The sequence below is a fragment of the Priestia sp. ABM2_011 genome (genome assembly GCF_056158845.1).
This window is the reverse complement of the sequence record NZ_JBSWUB010000001.1, coordinates 1497774-1518215: the sequence shown is the minus strand read 5'-3', so window position 1 is coordinate 1518215 and position 20442 is coordinate 1497774. Positions and strand designations below refer to the sequence as shown.

Here is a 20442-nt window from a genome sequence, read left to right as displayed (position 1 = left end):
AAAAGCAATCATTCAGTAAAGGAATGATTGCTTTTTTATTAGGCTTGATGGACAGGAGACGCTTTTTTTAAAAACAGCCAGTTGATAAGAAAGAGTAGGAAGCTTACGATAACCATTGTTCCGAATGTAAGCAATAACGACCCGCTCGAAAAGCTTTTTATAAAATGAATAATCGGTTCTTTTGTTACTGGAATTGTGAACAGTAACACCAGAACAGCACCGCTAATCATCCCTCCTGTTTGCCCGAATTTGTAGACAATGCTGCCAAGCAAACACGCGGCTGCTGTAATAAAAAAGATAAAGACAGCGTCCGTTAAAAAGTGAACAGCGAGAGTAGGATCATGGAAGATAAAATCACTTGCATAATAAAGCTGAACATTCATTAAATTCAAACTATTAATCACCTTCATTGAAATGCTCATGATGACAACATTGATAAAAGACATTACAATTGCAAATAGAGCAAAAACACAGGTCATCGTTGAAAGATATGCTTTACGAGTAGCTCCTAACTTTAAGCAAAAGGAAAAACTTTTTCGAATGATAATAAAACTTACAATACCTGAAAAGATATACTGCGGCATACTTGTTACTAACAGAAGATGCTCATTCACCTGACTGAACACTAAAATATCTACTGCAACAAAAGCTAGCAGAATCGTCCAAAAGCGAATCATTAAATACTTTAGTTCAACGTAGAGCGAATAACTAATGGCTGCAAACTGTCCTTTCATTACGCTACACCTCCACGATTGGCTGTAAGATAAATCATAATATCCTGTATGTGAACGGCTTCTACATGAAACGAACTGTCGACAAGTTCTTCAGCATAAATATCTTCATTAAACAGCACTATTTTTTTCTCTCCCCCGAATACTTGTTCATGGATGACTTGCTTTCCTTTTTCATATTCTTCAATTTGACTTTTAGGTCCTTTCACACTTACACAGCGCTGCTGCAAATTTTCTGCTGTATCCTGAAGAATCAGCTTTCCTTTTTGCATAATAAGTACTTCTTCAAACAAATTACTTACTTCATCAATTAAGTGCGTTGAAATAATGAACGTGCGTGGATATTCTTCATATTCATCCAATAAAAGCTCATAAAAGCGCGCTCGCATCGCAGCATCAAGTCCAATATAAGGTTCATCAAAAATTGTGATGCTTGTGCGAGAAGATAACCCAACAATAATTCCTAACGCTGATTCCATACCTTTAGACAATGCTTTCACTTTCCTATTACAATCTAAATCGAACTCTTCCATAAGCCTCTCAGCAGCTTCCTGGCTCCAATAAGGATAAAAAAAGGAGGCAATTTTTAGCACGTCTTTGACTTTTAATGTTTTTTTGAAATTTCCGCTTTCGTTAATTAAGCAGATGTTTTGTAGAACAGAGCGGTTTTCAAACGGAGATTGATTTCCCACTTTTACCTCTCCTGTTGTAACTGGAATATGTCCGGCTACAATTTGCATCAGAGTCGTTTTACCCGCTCCGTTTCTACCTAGCAGTCCGTATATTTTATTTTGTGCTAGCGTAAGTGAAATATCCTTTAACACTTGCTTAATCCGTAGCATTTATTTAACAGCTGCGCTTCTATATTCATTCTATTTCCCCCTTGTCTAACAGCTCTTTTAACTCGGTTACCGTAATTCCTAAATGCTGTGCTTCTTTTTTCAGCGGAACGATAAAACGGTTATAAAATTCTTCTTTTCTTTGTGTAAGCAACACTTCTTTGGCACCCGCACATACAAACATCCCGATCCCTCTCTTTTTATACAATATTCCGTGGTCAACTAGCTGATTAATTCCTTTAGCTGCCGTTGCAGGGTTAATGCGATACATTTTGGCAAATTCATTCGTAGACGGTACTCTTTCTTCTTCTGGAAAAGCATCATTTAAAATATTCTCTTCGATGGTTTCTTTGATTTGTTGAAAAATTGGTCGCTGATGATCTAATGATTGTTTCATTTTGACTACCTCACTTAAGTGGTTCATTACTCATGTAACTAACTATATAACTAACTGGTTATTTTTTCAAGTATTATTTCCAAAAAAAGAAAAAAAGTCCGTCAGTTAGTTACTGACGGACTTTTTCATTTGACTGTTGAACCACTTTACCGTTCTTTTTACTAGCTCATCCTGCTGCTCTTTAGGAGAAATACTGGCTTTGTTGTCGCCTTTTTGTTTCCCGTACATTCCAAACTGTGCGTGATTAGCTCCTTTTACTTGGACCAGCTCAGTATTTTTTGAAAGTAAATGCTTGGTTTCTTTAATTTTTTCAGGCGTCGACAAACCATCTTTCTCACCGGTTAAAGACAAAATAGGGTAAGTGGAGGTTGAAAAATCATTTTTATTCATCGGATACGATGCTAAAAGAACTAAGCCTTTTATTGAGTTTTGATGATCATACGCATAAGACGCTGCACTCACTCCTCCAAGGGAATGCCCTCCGATAAACCATGCGGCAATCTTCGGGTAGCTCTTCACAATATCCGTCGCTTTATTTTGACTAAAGAAGCTCATATTAAACGGAGAATCTAAAACAGCAACAAGATATCCTTCATTTGCAATTTGCTGAGCATAATAGCCATATGCTAACGGCTCTACTTTAGCACCTTGATAAATAATATAGCCGGCCTTTATCTCTTTGTTCGTTTGAGGCTTAAATACGTAATAATCGTCTTTTTTCACTACTTTTTTCTCATCTACCAGTGAGTGAAGCTGTTTTGAAGGTTCATAATCAAAACCCGACCATATAACAAAAAAAGCCGCGGTTACTGCAACAAGAACGGCAAGACTGACTCCTAGTATTTTTAACGTTTTTTTCATGTCACTCCCTCTTTCTGTTTTTTTACTATGTACTCTTTTTATATCTTTTAGACATTTTACATGTTTGTTTCAAAGACATACAAGAAAAAAGAGGGGCTCAATATGCATGAAGCAGCAAAAGTAACGTAAACCATTACAAACAATCAAGCAGAGAAAGCTAAAAATTCGGCTGTAAGCTATAATAAGGGGCAGTCTCATTAGCAGACAACCTTCATTAATGAATATCTCGTTTCTTAAACCTTCCTCCCCTGACTTCAGCAATAGCTGCTACAGCAAAAAAAGCAGATGGATCTATCTCATCGATAATCGCTTTTAACTTTGCTTCTTCAAGCCTAGTAATAACACAAAAAATCACTTTTTTATCATCTCCCGTATACGCACCTTCCCCGTTTAAATACGTGACGCCTCTCCCTAAACGAGCAAGGATTGCTTCACCAATTTGTTCATATTGTTCGCTAATAATCCAAGCTGACTTGGACTCATCTAAACCTTGAATCACAATGTCAATCGTTTTAAAAGCAATGAAGTAAGCCATTAAAGAATACATAGCGCGGTCCCAGCCAAATACAAAACCGGCACTTCCCAAAATAAATAAATTAAAAAACATAATCGTCTCACCTACGGAGAACGGCGTACGCTTATTAAATAAAATAGCTAATATCTCGGTGCCGTCTAAAGAACCTCCGTATCGAATAACAATTCCTACTCCCACACCGAGAACAATTCCGCCAAACACAGTTGCTAAAAGAGGGTCGCCTGTTAAGACCGGCAAGTCGTGAAAAATAGAGGTAGCAATGGATAGAATGATAACACCTAATAGCGTAGATAGCGCAAATGTTTTTCCAATTTGCTTGTATCCAATAAAAAAGAATGGAAGATTTAATACGAAGATATAAAAGCCGATTTGAACATCCGTTAAGTGGGATAAAATAATAGATATACCTACAATTCCACCGTCAATAACCTCATTAGGGACAAGAAAAAATTCTAGCCCGACGGCCATTAAAAGGGCCCCCACTAAAATAAATAGCATACGCTTTACAATCATTTTAGCTGATAGCGAACGATGAACAACCTTTTTTATTTCATGATTCGTTTGCAGCACATAACTTCCCCTCCTTTTTGTGATAGAGACATCAATTACTAACTAAACGCTCTATTTTAATATTATCACAAAATTCAAACTATTTATCTGCTCTTTTACAAAAATTTCATCTAATGAAATAAATTATGCATATATTGGATAAAATTGTAGATGATAACAAGTGAATAAATGCCCGAGTACGTTCAAAAGTGAATGCACCCCGACCACTTTTCATACGGGATTAACAGGACAAACTTAGATTAAAAGGAGAGTAAAACGTTATGAACCGTGTAAAGATTATTGCTGCTTCTTTACTCGCAGTTTTATTGCTAGCTTTTTCAGATAATTTCACTTCTGCAGCTGTGCAGGAGGCAATGATACGAGTTGTGCATGCATCACCTGATGCACCTGAAGTAGATATATATGTGGACAATCAAAGCATCGTAGTCGGCGCATCGTTTAAAGATGTGACAGATTACCTTAAGGTACCTGCGGGGTCTCATAAAGTAGAGGTATATGCTATAGGTACAAAAGGAAAAGAAAAACCTGTCATTTCAACTAATGTAACCGTCGAAGCAAACAAAGCCTATACCCTTGCTGCTATTAACCAAGTTGCACACTTAGAATTAAAAGTAGCTCAAGATGATATGAACGTAGCTAAAGGAAAGAGTAAAATCCGAATTGCTCACTTTTCTCCAGATGCTCCCGCTGTTAATGTAGGTATTAATCACGGCCCTACTTTGTTTAAAGACACTGCTTTTAAACAAATGACAAATTATTCTGAAGTAGATGCCGGAACTTATGATTTAACCATCGCAACTAGTCAAGACAATAAAAAAATACTGGAAATTCCAAATCTTAATTTAGAAGCCAACACGGTCTACACGGTGCTCGCTATTAACAAAGCCGACAGCCTTGAAACGCTGTTATTAAAAGATAATACCGCTATGCCTTCCGAAATGCCAAAAACCGGTATGGGCGGTGCTTCAGAGGATAATTATAATTCAATTGTGCCTGTTCTTACTTTATTGGGAATTGGAGCGGTCGCTATATTTGTTGTTCGTCGTCACAGAGGATACGAAAGCGAATGAAATGGATAGGAGGGGTTTTCACCTTTTCTTTTATACTATTCATGAGCAGCTGGTTTGCCCAATCAGCATTTGCAAATAGCTCGACGGATTTTGTTGTGAAGATGGCTGAAACAAAATCGGCTCAATCCTTGAAATCTTCAGGGACCGCTTCTACACCTCTTCCATCTCAGCTTATTATTCCGAAGCTTCATATCAAGGCTTTTATAAAAGGAATGGGCCTTACTAATCAAGGTGAAATGAGCGTTCCTGATAATGGTCATGATGTAGCATGGTTTAAGCTTGGAGCAAGACCCGGAGAGGAAGGAAATGCGGTCATTGCAGGACATGTTGATGACCAAAAAGGACCCGCTATCTTCTATCATCTCGACAAGCTCACAAAAGGAGATGAAATTTTTGTAACCGATCAGCAAGGTCAGCAGCTGGCCTTTGTTGTTACCAATAAAGCTTCTTACCCCCGAGAGTCTGCTCCTATCAGAGAGATTTTCGGTCCAACTTTTCAACACCAGCTTAATTTAATCACCTGTACGGGAACATTTGATCATAAACAGAAAACTCATGAGCGCAGACTCGTTATTTATACAAGCCTCCGCCCGGAAAAAACAGCCGATGTTTCTCACTAAACATCGGCCTTTATTACTTTTAATTACACACTGGTTCGTTTTATTTAAATATTTACACAGCCTTAATATGAACACAACATCTCGCTGGTAAACTAATGCACGACCCCTCAATAAAAAGGAGTTTTGATATGAGACGAAAATGGTGGTTTGTAAGCTCACTCACTTTTTGTTTATGCGGTATTTTTATGTTTATACATACGCAGGCAGCTTCTACTCAAGCAGAAAAAGTAGCCATTATTGCTCATCGAGGCGCATCAGGATATGAGCCAGAGCATACGATGCAATCTTATCTCACGGCCGTCCAGCAAAAAGCGGATTACATTGAACTTGATCTTCACATGTCTAAAGATCAGCAGCTTGTAGCCATTCATGACTACAAAGTTGACCGCACGACAAATGGAACAGGATATGTAAAACAGTATACAGTGAAGCAGCTTCAGCGTTTGAACGCAGGAAAAGGTCCTAAAAAAGCCGTCATTCCAACTTTAGAAGAAATATTCCGTAAGTTTGGCAATCGAACAAACTATTATATTGAAACAAAATCTCCTCATGAATATCCAGGTATGGAAAAAGAATTGTTAACGCTGATGGCTAAGTACAACATTCATACCAATCACGTCATTGTACAATCATTTAGTCCTGAAAGCTTAAAAACCGTCCATCGATACCGACCTACTATGAAACTAATTCAACTGATTCGTTCCAAGCAAACCAATATGTTAACAGATCAGCAGTTCAGACAAATTAAAACATACGCGAACGGCATCGGTCCTAACGCAAGCACGCTGACAAAACCATATGTACAAAAAGCTCGCTCGTATGATTTAGACGTCCACCCGTATACAGTAAATGATGAAAAACAAATGAGAACACTTATCGAGTGGGGCGTAACCGGCATGTTTACTAATTACCCGGATCGTCTTTATAACGTGCTTCATAAAAAATAAACACTTGCCGCGGCAAGTGTTTATTCTTTATACATCTCTTCTATTCGCTCGCCACAAGTACAGGCTAATTAATGCTATGGCATAAAGCAAAGCCCAGCCAAACACCAAAAATTTATTTAATCCTTCGTTAATAAATTGAATGATTGCAGATACGGGCGGCAGTACATACAGCAGCAGTCCGCCTCCTTGATACGGAAATGAAACGCCTGCCGCTGCAAGCGTAATGATTAAAATAAATAGAGGTCCAAACCACGATAAGCTGCCTTCTCTTACAACATCTCTTGTAAAAACAAGACCTATGCTCATACCAAGCAAACTAAACGTCCAGTGAATAATAAACCCAAACACCATTTGCTTAGTGGATATATCCACTTCAAACATATCAAGCAGCACGGGATAGGCAATTGAAACCGCTGATAAAAATGTAAACAGCAGAACACAGCTAATAAGTTTGCTCGTAAAGTACTTATTCTTTTTCCCTACGTGAAGTTTTGTAATAACTTCTTGACTGGAATCTTCCGCGTGAAACAGCGACATTGTAAACCAAGTGGTTAGAAAAAAGAGGAAAAGCGCCGTATTAAAAAAGCTATCAAGCACCGGGTTCGGTCTATATGTATAGTTCATACACAGCGAAATAATATAAAGTGCAAGCGGCGGAATATATCGATACGATTTAATATATGTAATAAAATGATAGCGAATCAATGCACCCATCTTAATTTTCTTCCCTTTCCATATGATATAGCTTTACAACTTCACCTTGAACAGCAAGTAATTCTGCAAGAAACTCGTTTACATATTTTTTATCCATATAAAAAATCCAGTAGTTTCCGTGCTGTTCAATTTTCGTGCACTTTTCTTTTAATAAACGAAGTGGCTTATTAAGAATCACATTTGCCTCAATAACCGTTAAATGCTCAATGAGTTGAACGCGCTCATTTTTTAAAATGCGCTGTGACCCAATAGTGATAACACGATCTGCTACAGCATGTATGAGCCTTTCTTCATGACACGTAAATACAATGGTCATCCCTCGTTCTTTTAGCTTTGTAAAAATTCGTTCTACTTCTAGCTGAGCACGCGCATCTAATCCTGATAGAGGTTCATCAAGCAATAGCAGCTTAGAAGAACTCAGCAGTGCTTGCATCATGTTGACTTTTTGCTTCATTCCTTTTGAAAAAGAAACGATTTCTTCATGTCTAAACTCTACCATTTCGAAAGTTTCGAGCAGCTCTTCAATTCTAGAGCTGCGCTTTTTCTTAGACAATCCTTGAATTCGTCCCATGTGCTGCAAATAACCTACTAGGGTAAAACGCAGCTCCTGAGGAAATTGCTCTACCACAAATCCAGGCGTACCGGTTTCTTTATCAAGGTGAATTGTTCCTTTAGTCGGTTTAGATAATCCGCCAATTAGCTTTAAAAACGTACTTTTTCCCGCCCCGTTTTTTCCAACAATCGCAACAGTCTCTCCTTTATAAAGGGTCGTATGAATGTTTTCTAATACGGTATGTTTTTTGTATACTTTTGCAACATTTTTTAATTCAATCAGTTTTTCCATCCGCTGCCTCGCCTCTCCATAATCCTATATGTTAAATCATAGCATATTTATGGGGAATGTGCTTCCATCTCTATACGTTTCAGCTAAATTTTTCCCGTACAAAAAAGCCTTTGATATGATCAAAGGCTTTTTATAGACAATACCATATGCTCTTCATCAATAAATTCACCATCTACTTGAAGAGCACTTTTTTCATACGCATAAGAAGTAAAACCGAGGCTTTTGTATAGGGCTTTTGCCCCTTCATTTTTAGCAGCGACAGCTAGGTAGATTTGCAAAACATTCGTTTTGGAAAAAGCTTGTTCAACAGCGGCTTTTAACAGCTTCTTCCCAAGACCTTTCCCCCTTGCTTCAGGGGCTACGTACATGCCCCAAATATCTCCTTTATGCTGAACTTTTAAAGGCTTTTGCTGCTGAAACCCTACAATTCCTACAAGCTGGCTTTCCATAAAAGCTCCTACTACAAATTCTGATTGGCTGCTTGGAAAATAATTTCTGATATCAGCAATTTCTTTTTCATATTCTTCTTCATAACTTAAAATAAAACTTTCGGGATGATCTTTTAAAGCACGAAGACGGAGTTCAAAGTACACGTCAGCGTCTTCTTTTGCCAACAATCGTATATTCATCTTTTCACCTTAGTTTCTTATGTTTTAATTAGCTATTAAGGACTGTACACGCTAAATACTTCATTCCACCGATACAGCTCATAATAATTTCCCGGCAGGTCTAAATCTGAAATGAGTACCTTGTCATTTTTCGTATCTTTTACGCGCGTTAAAAGATTTGCTTGTTTTCGATTTGTACGAATCCACATCGTTTGATTCGTTGCTTTATGATAAACAGGCGCGTAATCGCCTAAGCCTTTTTGCGGAAATGTGAACTGACTTTGCTTATTGGTCTTTACATTCATGCTATATAAAAAAGGCAGCGGCCTCTTTTTTTCATCATTCGACCACCCTGCTTCGGGCACACGTGAAATGATGATGTTATCTTTTTCTGTCCAAGTGAAATCCCAATCTGCGAAGCCTTTTGGCGTAAACACATGTTCTTTAAAAACGGGCATCTCTTTTAAAGTGAACTTTTTATTTTCGGTGGCAAATCTTCCTTCTCCATTAATAAATGCCAGTACTTGCTCTTCATTACTCCACTTAAACCAATTGGGTACATTAAGCATATCTCCCACCACTTGAAAAGCTTTTCCTTCTTTTGTAATGATGCACAGCTTATTTGCATCTGCAGACATCGAAGCCGTTGGAATAGCGATAAAACTAATCCATTGACCGTTAGGAGACCATTTAAAGCTGCTTGTTGTATACGCAAAAAATGAATCATTTTCTGCTGGTAGCGTCGTAAAAGCCTCTACTTTTTTCACATCTAACCCTGCATATTTGCTCACTGTATATAGCTTTACCGGTCCCCATCCCGTGGGCGCCAGCGCAGCAGCTGACGTAATTAAAAATCGATCTCCTTCCGGAAACCATGAAAACTGATCAACTCCTATGGCTACACGCTTCTTTTCATGCGTTTTAACGTTGTAATATACTAAGATTCCATTCGAAATATACGCAAGCTCCTCGGCAACCGGTGACCATTGATAATGAGTCACATCATGTTCAACAAGCAGCGGTTTTCCTTTTAACGGTGCAATCATTAAAGAATCATTTTCTGCATACGCAACTATATCTCCATGTGATGACCATTGAGGCATAGAGGCATGACGGGCATAGGATAACTGCCTTTCGGTACCGTTATCATATACCCATAGGTTTCCTTGCCGTATAAAACTGACCTTCACTGTATTGGCAGCATTTATTTGCATAGGGAACAACATAAGAAAAAGCAGACATAACGCTATTTTTTTCACCATGTTCACTCCTGTCTTTTTTTATAGCGTTACACAAATCTCCTCATCTCATCACATTTTTGAAAAAATAAAAAAGCGCAGCGGATAGCTGCGCTTTTTGTATATTATGATTTTGACTTAGATTTTGGTGATGGCTTTGTTTTAGCTTGTGCTGCATTATTAGCCGCATCTTTTTCTTTTAATAAACTCATACGTTTTTTCAAGTAGTAACCTTGTCCAATTCCGAATAAGTTACCAATTACCCAATATAGTGCAAGAGCAGATGGAAGTGAAATTCCCGCTACTAAGATGAAGATTGGCATAATGTTCATCATCATTTTCATTGGAGGTTGAATTTCATCCGTCATACTTACACGAATTTGTAAGAATGTCGTAATCGCTGCAACTACCGGTAAAATGAAGTAAGGATCTGGCTTTCCTAAACTTACCCATAAGAATGAATGCTGCGCAATTTCATGCGTTCTTGCAATAGCATTATAAAATGCGATAATAATAGGCATTTGAATAAAGATTGGCAAACATCCGCCAACCGGATTAATTTTATGCGTTTGGTAAAGCTGCATCATTTCTTTTTGCTGCTTTTGCTGTGTTTCCGGATCTTTTTTACCAGCATATTTCTTTTGAATCTTTTCCATCTCTGGACGAAGTGCTTGCATAGCCATCGTGCTCTTTTGCTGTTTTAAAATAAGTGGCAATAGAACTAAACGAATGATAACCGTTGCAATAATAATAGACAGACCATAGCTTCCGCCTGCCCACTCAGCAATTTTCGTTAATGCCATAGATAAAGGGTAAACAAAATAATGATCCCAGAATCCGCCACTTGTAGCCGTAACCGGTGTTTTTGTACTGCTACAGCCGGCTAGAGCTAAAAGAAGCGCTCCCATTAAACCAAGCAATAATAATTTTTTATTTCTTTTCATATTCTTTCCTCCTAATAATGACTAAATGTATGAAGTGTTTTTCAGAAGGAAAGGATCTTCTTCATCATTATTCTTCTCTTTAACTGGTGTTTTTCTATACACATGTATAAATACATTTCGTCTTTTCCATATCGTTAATACTGAAGGATCGATCCCTGCATTCACATGGTCAGTGACAGGTTCCGCATGAAAAGCCGTAAACCTAGCTTCACGAAGCATATAATAACAAAGGATGTATAAAACGAAAGCAGATAAATACGGCGCATATAGAAAAAGATCGTGATAAAATTCCATGTGCCAGCTCTCTTTCTGACTATAATAGTACAATCCAATATATGTAGTGTAGCATTTACGTTCCTGTTACACAACATCAACTTATCTCTTTAACTGTTCTACGTATTACTTTTTAAAAAGTTTCATATTTACGACACAAAATTTGCTCACCATAAAATATGATGAGCAAATCTAATACCATTCTCTATTCTCGTATGCTTAGCGCTGGTTCTCAGTCTTCTTTTAGTTTCATGAACCACGTAACGCCGAATGCTACACCCACAGAAATAATCATACCGATGATATAGTGAATTAAATTGCTCATACCAAGCGGTGCGGCGATTGCCATCATTGGAATACCTGTGAGTCCGTATGCATTGGCTACTACGTGCATAAGTACAACGTAGCCTCCCCCGGCTGCCCCGCCTATAGCCGCAGCAATAAATGGCTTGCGAAGCCGTAAGTTGACGCCAAAAATAATCGGTTCTGTAATTCCTAAGAAAGAAGAAATAGCCGCCGGAATCGCAATTTTTTTCGTTTTGGCATTTTTCGTCTTAAAGTAAACAGCCAGCCCTGCTCCTCCTTGCGCTACATTCGCGCAGGCCCAAATAGGAAGTAAGAAGTTAACACCAATCTTCGGGTTAGCAAGCAGCCCTGCTTCAATAGCATGAAAACTATGCTGCAAGCCTGTTAATACAATGGTTGAATATAAGCCACCAAACAAAATTCCTGCAAACACTCCGGCTACATCGTATAGAGACTGAAGGCTAATGGAAATTAAATCTCCAATATAACGGCCGAAAGGACCAATAAACACAAGTGACACAAAGCCCGTGATAATAACAGTTAAAAAAGGCGTAACAAGTAAATCAACCGAATTCGGCACAATTTTCCGCAGGCCCTTTTCAATTTTACTCATCACGTAAATAGCTAATAAAATTGGAACGACCGTACCTTGATAGCCAATCAGCGGAATACTTAAGCCAAACAAATCCATATATTCTGGCTTAGCATCTGCTAATGTCCATGGATTTAATAACATCGGATGCGTCAAAATCCCTCCGATAACCGCTCCAAGATAAGGGTTTGAACCAAATTCTTTTGCAGCTGAAAACCCGATTAAAATCGGTAAAATGATAAATGCTGCTCCTGAGAACATGTCCAATAAAACAAATAACGCACTATCTTCTGAGACCCAGTGGAACGCTTTCATCATACCGAGCAATCCCATTAATAAACCGCTTGCTACAATGGCTGGAATAATCGGAACAAAAATATTGGAAAGCATGCGAGCAAAACGGGCAAATGGGTTCATCTTCTTCTTCATTTCTTCTTGGTGATCTACTGGGGCAGCAGCCTCTTCAGCGCCTAATTCTTTAACAAAAGCAGCGTGGATTTTATTAACGAGACCGGTTCCAAAAATGATTTGAAACTGTCCTGAATTTGAAAAAGCCCCTTTTACATCCTCTATTTCATCCAAACCTTTTTGATCGATTTTGCTTTCATCTCGAATAACGAGGCGCAAACGCGTAGCACAGTGCTGGGCACTAGCAATATTTTCTTTTCCTCCCAAAAGCGGAACAAGCTTTTTAGCAATTTCTTTTACGTCCATCTTACTTCCTCCTTGTTGTATGTCATAAAAAAAGCAAGACCTAAAACACGCTTATAAAAGACACACTTGTCCTTTATGCGCATTCTAGGTCTTGCCTGCTTTACCAGTCACAATCCCGATTATTCAATTAATACGCTTTCATTGTACTCAATGCAACAATATTCGTCAATGCTTTTTTCTATATTCTTTGCTCTATTCGGCAAATGTGAAGCGTGATGTAGCCTAACTCCGCTTCTGGAAAATTAATGTCGTACTCCTCTTTGACAAATTGCTTTATCGTTTCAGCACACTGATACGATTTTTTATATTTGACTTTTAATACGTCGAGCATCTCTTCATCCATCTCATGAAAAGGTTCATTTTGCGCTAAACGATTTAACGCAAAGCGCAAGTGAGTCAGCAGACGCTGATAGGACATGCTGTTTTCATCAATCTCCATATTCAGCTCTTTTTTTATAATCGTAACCATTTCATTAATAATCGTTGTATTCATCATGAGCTGCTGCATTCCCGGTGAATTCAGTTTCGCCGTATGAATATGAAGCGCAATATATCCCGCTTCATCAATCGGCATCGTGATGTCTAACCTCTTTTTGATATGCTGAAGAGCCCACACTCCTATTGCATACTCAGGCTGATAGAGTGATTTAATTTCATTAAGCAATTTATTTTGGATGGAAATTCCGCGGGCTATCCTTTCGACAGCAAAGGATAAATGATCGCTCAAAGCAATATGCACATGATGACTTAGCGTAGCAGAAAGCTGCTGCTCAGCATACGAAATGATTTCTTCCGCCACTTGAATATGCTCTTCAGGAAGATTTTTTAATAGTTCTTGAAACTTTTCCTGTTCTTCTTTCATGACAAAGACTTTCTCCACTTTTGTAGCATTAATAAGATCATTTTTACCTTTTTGAAAAGCGATGCCGGGACCCATCGCAATCTTTTCAACTCCGCCTTCCTTAAAGACAACGGCGTTGTTATTTAACACTTTTAATATCTTCAAATGCGCTCTCCTTTCTTAAAGGAAAAGGCCTTGCTTATTACTTCATCGTTACTTTTGCACAAGCAGTTTCGCCTTTTTGAACCGTCCCTTGAGCCAAAATTTCGAAACTTTCACTTGCATCACTATTTGTAATAACAATTGGTGTGATAATGCTTTTCGCTTTTTCTTGAATAAGCGCTAAATCAAATGTAATAAGAGGTGTTCCTACACTTACTTTGTCACCTTGTGTTACGTGAGCTTCGAATCCTTCGCCTTCCATTGCCACTGTTTCAAGGCCGATATGTATTAATACTTCTGTACCGGCTTCTGTTTTTAAGCCTACCGCATGTTTTGTATGAAAAAGCTGAACGACTTCCCCAGCAACGGGTGAAACAACTTGTCCTTCTGAAGGTTCGATTGCAAAACCGTCTCCCATCATCTTCTGTGCGAACACTGGATCTGGCACTTCGCTGATTGGCAGGATATTACCTGAAAGCGGAGCTAGAACGGTTGTTTCTTTTGATTTTGTCTTATTACCAAATAATTTTTTAAACATCTCAATCACCCTTTTTTAGATTGTACTTGTAGCATACCCCAATGATTCTGCAGAAAAACTTCCCCTATCCTGATGGTACATTAACATGGTCATTATTTAACCATGCTTTTTTTATCTTGTAAATAAAAATGTATAAGCGCTTTTATAAGAAGCACGTTCCCTATGCTGCACTTTATGTAACCCTTTCTACATCTTCTGAAGGGTGGATATTGAATTTCAACCCTAAAAAAGAGGTTAAGACATAAACAAATGAATCCAATCTAAAGACGAATAACTCGTATACATGAGCCGAACCGCTTTTGACACCGCAGTTGATTTCCGTGCAAGACTTCGCTTTCCGCGGGCGGATGCTGAGCCTCCTCGTCGCATACGCTCCTGTGGGGTCTCACCTATTCCGCTTTTCCCGCAGGAGTCTTCGGCTTGCCCTCCCATCAACTGCTAGAAAGACTTACAAACATGAAACCTACGTTCACCGTAACAAAAAAAAACGAACCACTAATCAAACATCTTGATCAGTGGTTCGCTTTTCACTTCGTCTAAAATCCTTTTGTCCCAGCCTCTTGAGATTAGAACGTTGACGCAACTTCTTTTGCTTTTTCAGATGCTTTTGCTAGAATATTGTCTGCTTCTGCTGGCGTGTAAGCCATGCCTTCTGCAACAACCAGTTGGAAATCTTGAACACCAATGAATCCCATTACTGTACGTAAATAGCTTTGAGTAAATTCTAGCTCTGCCGCAGGGCCTTCTGAATACACGCCTCCACGAGCTTCTAGTAATACTACCTTTTTATCTGAAGCTAATCCTACTGGACCATTTTCAGTATATTTAAACGTTTTTCCTGCAATTAAAATGTTATCAATATATGCTTTCATTAGTGGAGGGAAACTTAAGTTCCACATTGGAGCTGAGAAAATAACTTTGTCAGCTTGTAAAAACTGCTCTACTAATTCACCCATACGCGTTACTTTTTCTAATTCAACAGCTGATAATTCGTCACCAGCTCCAGCTTTTCCCCACGCCGCTAAAACATCTCCGTCGATGAATGGAACTGTTTCTTTATACAGATCAAGCGTTGTCACTGTATCAGTCGGGTTTGCTGTTTTATACTCATCCAAGAAAACCTGTGCTAAACGAGTTGAAAATGATGCTTCATCAACCTGTGGATTTACTTTTACATATAATACATTTGCCATAAATGTCATCTCCTAAAAAGTGTATATTATTATCAATTCGAGATATTACTAAACAAATTATCTTTAATTCGAGATTTATTATATAACGTCATTTTTTATGCGTCAACCTTTTCGCACAAAAAAACTCCGCAAGCGGAGTTTTATACACATTGAAATTCTCGAATTTGATTTACATCTACCCCAGCATACACCCAGAAAGATCCTGTCCAGCGATATCCTGCAACTGAGCGTCTGCCCACAAAGGTTGGGTAAAACCAGTAAGGTCGACCATTTCTCGGCCATATATAGGTGTATCGGTATAGGCATCCTGAAATAGCGCCTGGATCAACAGCATAAAGTGATGGACCTCCTGAACCTAGCTTTGGTGCAGGTGTAAAACCTGGCGGCGGACTTGAAGGCGGCTGCGCTCCTCCCTGCGGCGGAAACCCTTGGCCCCCTCCTCCAGGTGGCGATGGTGGAAAGCCTTGACCTCCTCCTCCAGGTGGCGGCGGCGGAAAGCCCTGACCTCCTCCTCCAGGTGGAAACGACGGAAACCCTTGGCCTCCTCCAGGTGGAAACAAATTTTGAAAACGTGGATCGTATTGATATGGATACATACGCACTCCCCCTTTATAATGCTTGCTACGTTACAATATGCATCATAATGAAGATAGGTGAATGTCTACTTTTACCTTCTATAGACTAATTGAACGATGTCAAACTTGGTAAGCTTAAAGAGGCGCCTTATGGGAGAAAGTAATAAATCCAACACGGAAACTACTTGCGTGTTGGATCTGCTTGCGGAAAATACTTTTCAATAAAATTATACAGCCAAAATACGGTAATCAAAATAGGCGCTATCAGAAAAGGATGTTGAACCCACATTTTCACCAGTACCTTTTCAAATGACGGAATCGATTTTAACACTTGAAATAACGAGCTTCCGCTAAAAATAACGCTCGTTCCTATCAATAAAAAAGACAGCGAGTTAAATTGATCTATCCACATACTCATAGAGATATAAAAACTAACACTCGTTCCTATGCCCCCCATTATTCCGCTTAAAATACTTTTTACCGAAAAAGGAATCCCCACAAACCATCCGGCTCCTAGTCCTGCACACCCTGCTAAAATGCTAGAAAAAAGCAGCGGCTGCTCAAGCCAGAGACATGCATTCACTCCAACCACTAAGGTAACATGTATTCCTACGTGAAGGGAAATTCTTTTGCCAACAGGCTCTGAAACATAATGATGGTAGCGCCCGCTATAAAAAATTGTCCACCATAATAATAAAAATGCTGTCAAACTTGCCCCTATAATCATAAACACACCTCTCTACGTTATGATTCTATTAATCTCTATCTATTATTTTCCTAATATCCTGTGTCTCTTATTCGGTAATCTACCCTATGCCTTCCATACGTTCATCAGTAAGAAAGTAGACTATGACTGTTTACTTGTAGGGAGCTAAGAAGTTGAATGTCTGCATGTAGAAAAAGATAGTGTAGAACACTTTCTCTTACCTTTACTATTATTCATATGTATAGCTTGCTAGATTTAGTCCTCGCAGTTTAGAATTTTTCAGTCGTTCATATGAAACTATTTGCCCCTTTCTTTCGTTATATATATACACGTTTCTTTATCTTTTCACGTGCAAAAAAAGATAAATTCCTATAGTATGTTTTCATATTAACCTTTAAGGAGATAAAGAAGATGAATTGAATCAATCCTTACAAATAGAGTTTTTAGAAAAAAGAAATTGTTATCATTTCTCCTATTTATGTTATAGAATAATTCATGTATAATAAAAGGCTGTATGGTAACGCAGCTTGCGACATATCTTTTCTTACTTTTAGCAAGTCTATATTCAAAGCAAAAACTGCAAAGCGGGGTTAGTGCGACTCTTCATTAATCGACTTTGCATTAAAAACCAGCATTTTTCTTTTATCATAAAGAAAGAATGAGATTTAATAGTGACAGGTGAATAATATGGGTGAAAATCAAAGAAATGTTAGTAGATTTGACTGGAACTTGGCTTTCCTAATCTTCCTATTGTTTTGCGTAAGCGTTGTGGCAATCCATAGTGCTGAAAAAATTGGGCAGTATGATAAGAACTTCGTAGCGCAACAAGTTGTTTTTTATATTATTGGAATGGTGATTATAGGATTTGTCATGCGTTTTGACTCCGATCAGCTTCAAAAGCTAACGTGGGTTTTTTATGGATTTGGGAACTTTTTATTGCTTCTTTTACTAGTGGCTCCTTCAAGTATTGCCAGAGAAATTAACGGGGCAAAAAGTTGGTTCACACTTCCCGGCTTCTCGTTGCAGCCATCAGAGTTTATGAAAGTGTTTTTGATTATCACACTGAGTACGGTCATTGTTAAACACAATGAAAAATATCGTATCCGAACAGTAAGAGAAGACTTTTTACTGCTTGGTAAACTAGGCGCTGTACTTGCTTTACCTTTATTGTTAATCATGCAGCAGCCTGACTTAGGTACCGCTCTTGTGTTCTTAGCAATCACAGTTGGACTTGTATTTGTTTCAGGCGTAAGCTGGAAAATCATCGCGCCTGCATTTTTAGGTATTACAGCGGTTGGTTCTGTTATTTTGGGACTTGTTGTTTATGCACCTAACTTATTAGAAAAGTATTTAGGGGTTAAGCAATACCAATTTGGACGTATTTATTCTTGGCTTGATCCTGAGTCGTATAGTTCGGGAGAGGGCTATCATTTAAAGAAATCGTTAGATGCGATTGGGTCAGGAATGGTAAACGGTAAAGGGATCGGAAATGGAGTTGTCTATTTGCCAGAAGGACAGACCGACTTTATTTTTGCGGTTATTGGAGAAGAGTTTGGCTTTATAGGCGCCAGCATTGTTATTAGTCTTTTCTTCGTACTCGTTTATTACTTGATCAAGCTAGGGCTTGAAACAAAAAATGAATTCAATTCTTACTTATGTGTAGGCGTTATTTCAATGCTTACGTTCCACGTATTTCAAAATATCGGTATGACCATTCAAGTCTTACCTATTACCGGAATTCCACTTCCTTTTATTTCATATGGAGGTAGTTCACTGATGGGGAACATGTTTGCAATGGGTCTGATGTTTGGAATCTCATGGCATCACAAACGCTATATGTTTGGAAATGATTAAAGAGAGACAATGGTCTCTCTTTTTTCTTTTATCTCCCTATTAAGCATGCTACAATAAAGAAAACGCTTTCAAAATCTGTTTTAAAAGGAGTAGATATGCATGCTTGATTACCAATATCGTCGCAAAGCCTATGCTATTTTGTTAAAACAGACATCCGCACCTTCATCTACAACTTCTTTTTCCACCTGGCTCATACAGCTACTAAAACGAAACAAGTAAAAAAGGTGTGCTACTGCACACCTTTTTTACTTGTTCGACAGCGACGTTAAGCCAATCTGCCTAACGATTTTTTTACTGTCTTCATTTAATCCTTTTACAATAACCTTTTTATTCAATCGCTCATACTTATCGATAATTTTTGAGATGCCGATCACGGCCGATTGATCCCATATATGAGAAGAACTAAAATCAATAATGATGGTATCTGGGTCTGTTTCATACTGAAATTCATCCATAAAGAAACTGATGGTAGCAAAAAATAATTGCCCTGAAACCCTGTATTGCTTCATATTGCCTTCTTTTTGTGAAGTTGTTTTGATTTTAGCCATCTTCCAGCCAAATACAATCGTACTTAAAACAATACCTACCATTACTCCTAATGCTAAGTTATGTGTAAACAATACGATAACCACCGTAACAACCATTACAATGGCATCCGATAGCGGATATTTCGTTAAGTCTTTAAGGGACTGCCAATCAAATGTACCGGCAGCTACCATAAACATAACGCCTACAAGAGCAGCCATTGGAATTTGTTTAACAACATCGCCAAGCACCATAATTAAGAACAATAAAAAGACTCCGGCGACTAAGGTAGATAACCTTCCACGTCCCCCTGATTTTACATTAATCATAGATTGTCCAATCATGGCACAGCCAGCCATTCCTCCAAAGAAACCTGTTACAATATTAGCAATGCCTTGACCGCGCGCTTCTTTATTTTTATTCGAAGGCGTATCTGTAATTTCGTCCAGTACCGTTGCCGTTAGCATAGATTCAAGTAGGCCTACAATCGCCAAAGGAAGCGAATAAGGTAAAATGATGAGCAGTGTCTCCACTGATAAATCAACCTTTGGAAAGTGAAGAACCGGCAATGAACGCGTAATATTCCCCATATCTCCTACCGTTTTTAAATCTAAATGAAAGACAATCGCTACAATCGTCATCAAGACAATCGCAACAAGCGGAGATGGTATTGCCTTGGTCATGAGCGGAAATAAATAGACGATGAGCAGCGTTCCGGCTACCATTGCGTACATCATCCAATTTGCTCCTTCAAAATGCGGAAGCTGTGCGGTAAAAATCAAAATACCGAGCGCATTTACAAAGCCAATCATCACTGTTTGAGGAAGAAACGATAAAAACCTTCCTACTTTCAAAACACCAAGTAAAATTTGAATAATTCCGGTTAAAACAGTAGCTGCAAATAAATACTCAATGCCATGATCTTTGACTAAGTTAATCATCAATAAAGACATTGCTCCTGTTGCAGCTGAAATCATAGCTGGTCTTCCACCTGTAAAAGCAATCACAATTGCCATACAAAAAGATGCATACAGACCAACCATAGGATCGACACCGGCGATAATGGAAAAAGCAAGGGCTTCTGGAATAAGCGCAAGAGCAACTGTCATCCCTGACAAAATGTCTGCTCGAACATTTGAAAACCACTGCTGTTTAATACTTGCCATCATGATGGTTTATCACCTCTTATGAATTTTTTATACGATTTTCGACTTTCACGAAAATCAAGGCCGTTTTTAACGTATC

The 20442-nt window shown here is 38.5% G+C and carries 21 protein-coding genes and 1 pseudogene; 4 read left to right on the top strand and 18 right to left on the bottom strand.

Annotated elements, in window-relative coordinates; translation table 11 throughout:
* Positions 1-38: 38 nt before the first annotated feature.
* From ACXAE4_RS07950 to ACXAE4_RS07930, 5 genes and pseudogenes are all read right to left on the bottom strand, one after another.
* Positions 39-734: a hypothetical protein gene (locus ACXAE4_RS07950; protein WP_033579869.1), complete on the bottom strand. Its 696-nt coding sequence runs from the start codon at positions 732-734 to the stop codon at positions 39-41.
* Positions 734-1602 (bottom strand): annotated as a pseudogene (locus ACXAE4_RS07945) (ABC transporter ATP-binding protein). The gene ACXAE4_RS07950 and the pseudogene ACXAE4_RS07945 overlap by 1 nt, the downstream one beginning before the upstream one ends.
* On the bottom strand, positions 1599-1967 hold the full coding sequence (locus ACXAE4_RS07940; RefSeq protein WP_028415095.1) for a GntR family transcriptional regulator: 369 nt from the start codon (positions 1965-1967) through the stop codon (positions 1599-1601). The pseudogene ACXAE4_RS07945 and the gene ACXAE4_RS07940 overlap by 4 nt, the downstream one beginning before the upstream one ends.
* 105 nt (positions 1968-2072) lie before the next feature.
* A complete protein-coding gene (locus tag ACXAE4_RS07935; protein WP_289578333.1) occupies positions 2073-2828 on the bottom strand; it encodes an alpha/beta family hydrolase in 756 nt (251 codons plus the stop codon).
* 214 nt (positions 2829-3042) lie between these two features.
* Complete coding sequence (locus ACXAE4_RS07930; RefSeq protein ID WP_013058693.1) at positions 3043-3933, bottom strand: YitT family protein; 891 nt, start codon at positions 3931-3933, stop codon at positions 3043-3045.
* Positions 3934-4193: 260 nt separating this feature from the next.
* On the opposite strand from ACXAE4_RS07930, the gene ACXAE4_RS07925 reads away from it, so the two are divergent.
* From ACXAE4_RS07925 to ACXAE4_RS07915, 3 genes are all read left to right on the top strand, one after another.
* Positions 4194-5003, top strand: a complete 810-nt coding sequence (locus ACXAE4_RS07925; protein WP_033579867.1) for a DUF4397 domain-containing protein — start codon at positions 4194-4196, stop codon at positions 5001-5003.
* Entirely contained in the window at positions 5000-5623 is a 624-nt protein-coding gene (locus ACXAE4_RS07920; protein ID WP_028415098.1) for a class F sortase, read from the top strand. The genes ACXAE4_RS07925 and ACXAE4_RS07920 overlap by 4 nt, the downstream gene beginning before the upstream one ends.
* A 128-nt stretch (positions 5624-5751) precedes the next feature.
* Entirely contained in the window at positions 5752-6570 is an 819-nt protein-coding gene (locus ACXAE4_RS07915) for a glycerophosphodiester phosphodiesterase family protein (protein ID WP_155010511.1), read from the top strand.
* A gap of 27 nt (positions 6571-6597) precedes the next feature.
* Here ACXAE4_RS07915 and ACXAE4_RS07910 read toward each other — a convergent pair whose 3' ends face one another.
* From ACXAE4_RS07910 to ACXAE4_RS07855, 12 genes are all read right to left on the bottom strand, one after another.
* On the bottom strand, positions 6598-7284 hold the full coding sequence (locus ACXAE4_RS07910; protein ID WP_028415100.1) for a hypothetical protein: 687 nt from the start codon (positions 7282-7284) through the stop codon (positions 6598-6600).
* A 1-nt stretch (position 7285) separates the two neighbouring features.
* Positions 7286-8128 carry an ATP-binding cassette domain-containing protein gene (locus ACXAE4_RS07905; RefSeq protein ID WP_475235801.1) on the bottom strand — a complete coding sequence of 281 codons (843 nt, stop codon included), beginning with the start codon at positions 8126-8128 and terminating at the stop codon, positions 7286-7288.
* Between the two features lie 119 nt (positions 8129-8247).
* Positions 8248-8757 (bottom strand): GNAT family N-acetyltransferase, encoded by a 510-nt coding sequence (locus tag ACXAE4_RS07900; RefSeq protein WP_289578336.1) that lies wholly within the window; start codon positions 8755-8757, stop codon positions 8248-8250.
* A 35-nt stretch (positions 8758-8792) separates the two neighbouring features.
* A complete protein-coding gene (locus ACXAE4_RS07895) occupies positions 8793-9998 on the bottom strand; it encodes a TolB family protein (protein ID WP_034328202.1) in 1206 nt (401 codons plus the stop codon).
* 101 nt (positions 9999-10099) lie between these two features.
* Positions 10100-10918, bottom strand: coding sequence for a membrane protein insertase YidC (gene yidC / locus ACXAE4_RS07890; protein ID WP_014458568.1), 819 nt, complete (start codon positions 10916-10918; stop codon positions 10100-10102).
* A gap of 505 nt (positions 10919-11423) precedes the next feature.
* Positions 11424-12803: a sucrose-specific PTS transporter subunit IIBC gene (locus ACXAE4_RS07885; RefSeq protein ID WP_028415103.1), complete on the bottom strand. Its 1380-nt coding sequence runs from the start codon at positions 12801-12803 to the stop codon at positions 11424-11426.
* A gap of 178 nt (positions 12804-12981) precedes the next feature.
* Positions 12982-13809: a PRD domain-containing protein gene (locus ACXAE4_RS07880; protein WP_033579862.1), complete on the bottom strand. Its 828-nt coding sequence runs from the start codon at positions 13807-13809 to the stop codon at positions 12982-12984.
* Between the two features lie 37 nt (positions 13810-13846).
* Positions 13847-14344 carry a PTS sugar transporter subunit IIA gene (locus ACXAE4_RS07875; protein WP_028415105.1) on the bottom strand — a complete coding sequence of 166 codons (498 nt, stop codon included), beginning with the start codon at positions 14342-14344 and terminating at the stop codon, positions 13847-13849.
* A gap of 234 nt (positions 14345-14578) precedes the next feature.
* A complete protein-coding gene (locus tag ACXAE4_RS07870) occupies positions 14579-14776 on the bottom strand; it encodes a hypothetical protein (RefSeq protein ID WP_372452798.1) in 198 nt (65 codons plus the stop codon).
* Positions 14777-14910: 134 nt separating this feature from the next.
* Positions 14911-15537, bottom strand: a complete 627-nt coding sequence (locus tag ACXAE4_RS07865; protein ID WP_028415106.1) for an FMN-dependent NADH-azoreductase — start codon at positions 15535-15537, stop codon at positions 14911-14913.
* A 140-nt stretch (positions 15538-15677) separates the two neighbouring features.
* Complete coding sequence (locus ACXAE4_RS07860) at positions 15678-16133, bottom strand: hypothetical protein (protein WP_028415107.1); 456 nt, start codon at positions 16131-16133, stop codon at positions 15678-15680.
* Positions 16134-16293: 160 nt separating this feature from the next.
* Complete coding sequence (locus ACXAE4_RS07855) at positions 16294-16839, bottom strand: hypothetical protein (protein ID WP_028415108.1); 546 nt, start codon at positions 16837-16839, stop codon at positions 16294-16296.
* A gap of 666 nt (positions 16840-17505) precedes the next feature.
* On the opposite strand from ACXAE4_RS07855, the gene ACXAE4_RS07850 reads away from it, so the two are divergent.
* Complete coding sequence (locus ACXAE4_RS07850; protein WP_014458560.1) at positions 17506-18672, top strand: FtsW/RodA/SpoVE family cell cycle protein; 1167 nt, start codon at positions 17506-17508, stop codon at positions 18670-18672.
* Positions 18673-18917: 245 nt separating this feature from the next.
* Here ACXAE4_RS07850 and ACXAE4_RS07845 read toward each other — a convergent pair whose 3' ends face one another.
* Positions 18918-20366: a SulP family inorganic anion transporter gene (locus ACXAE4_RS07845; protein WP_028415109.1), complete on the bottom strand. Its 1449-nt coding sequence runs from the start codon at positions 20364-20366 to the stop codon at positions 18918-18920.
* Positions 20367-20442 lie beyond the last annotated feature (76 nt).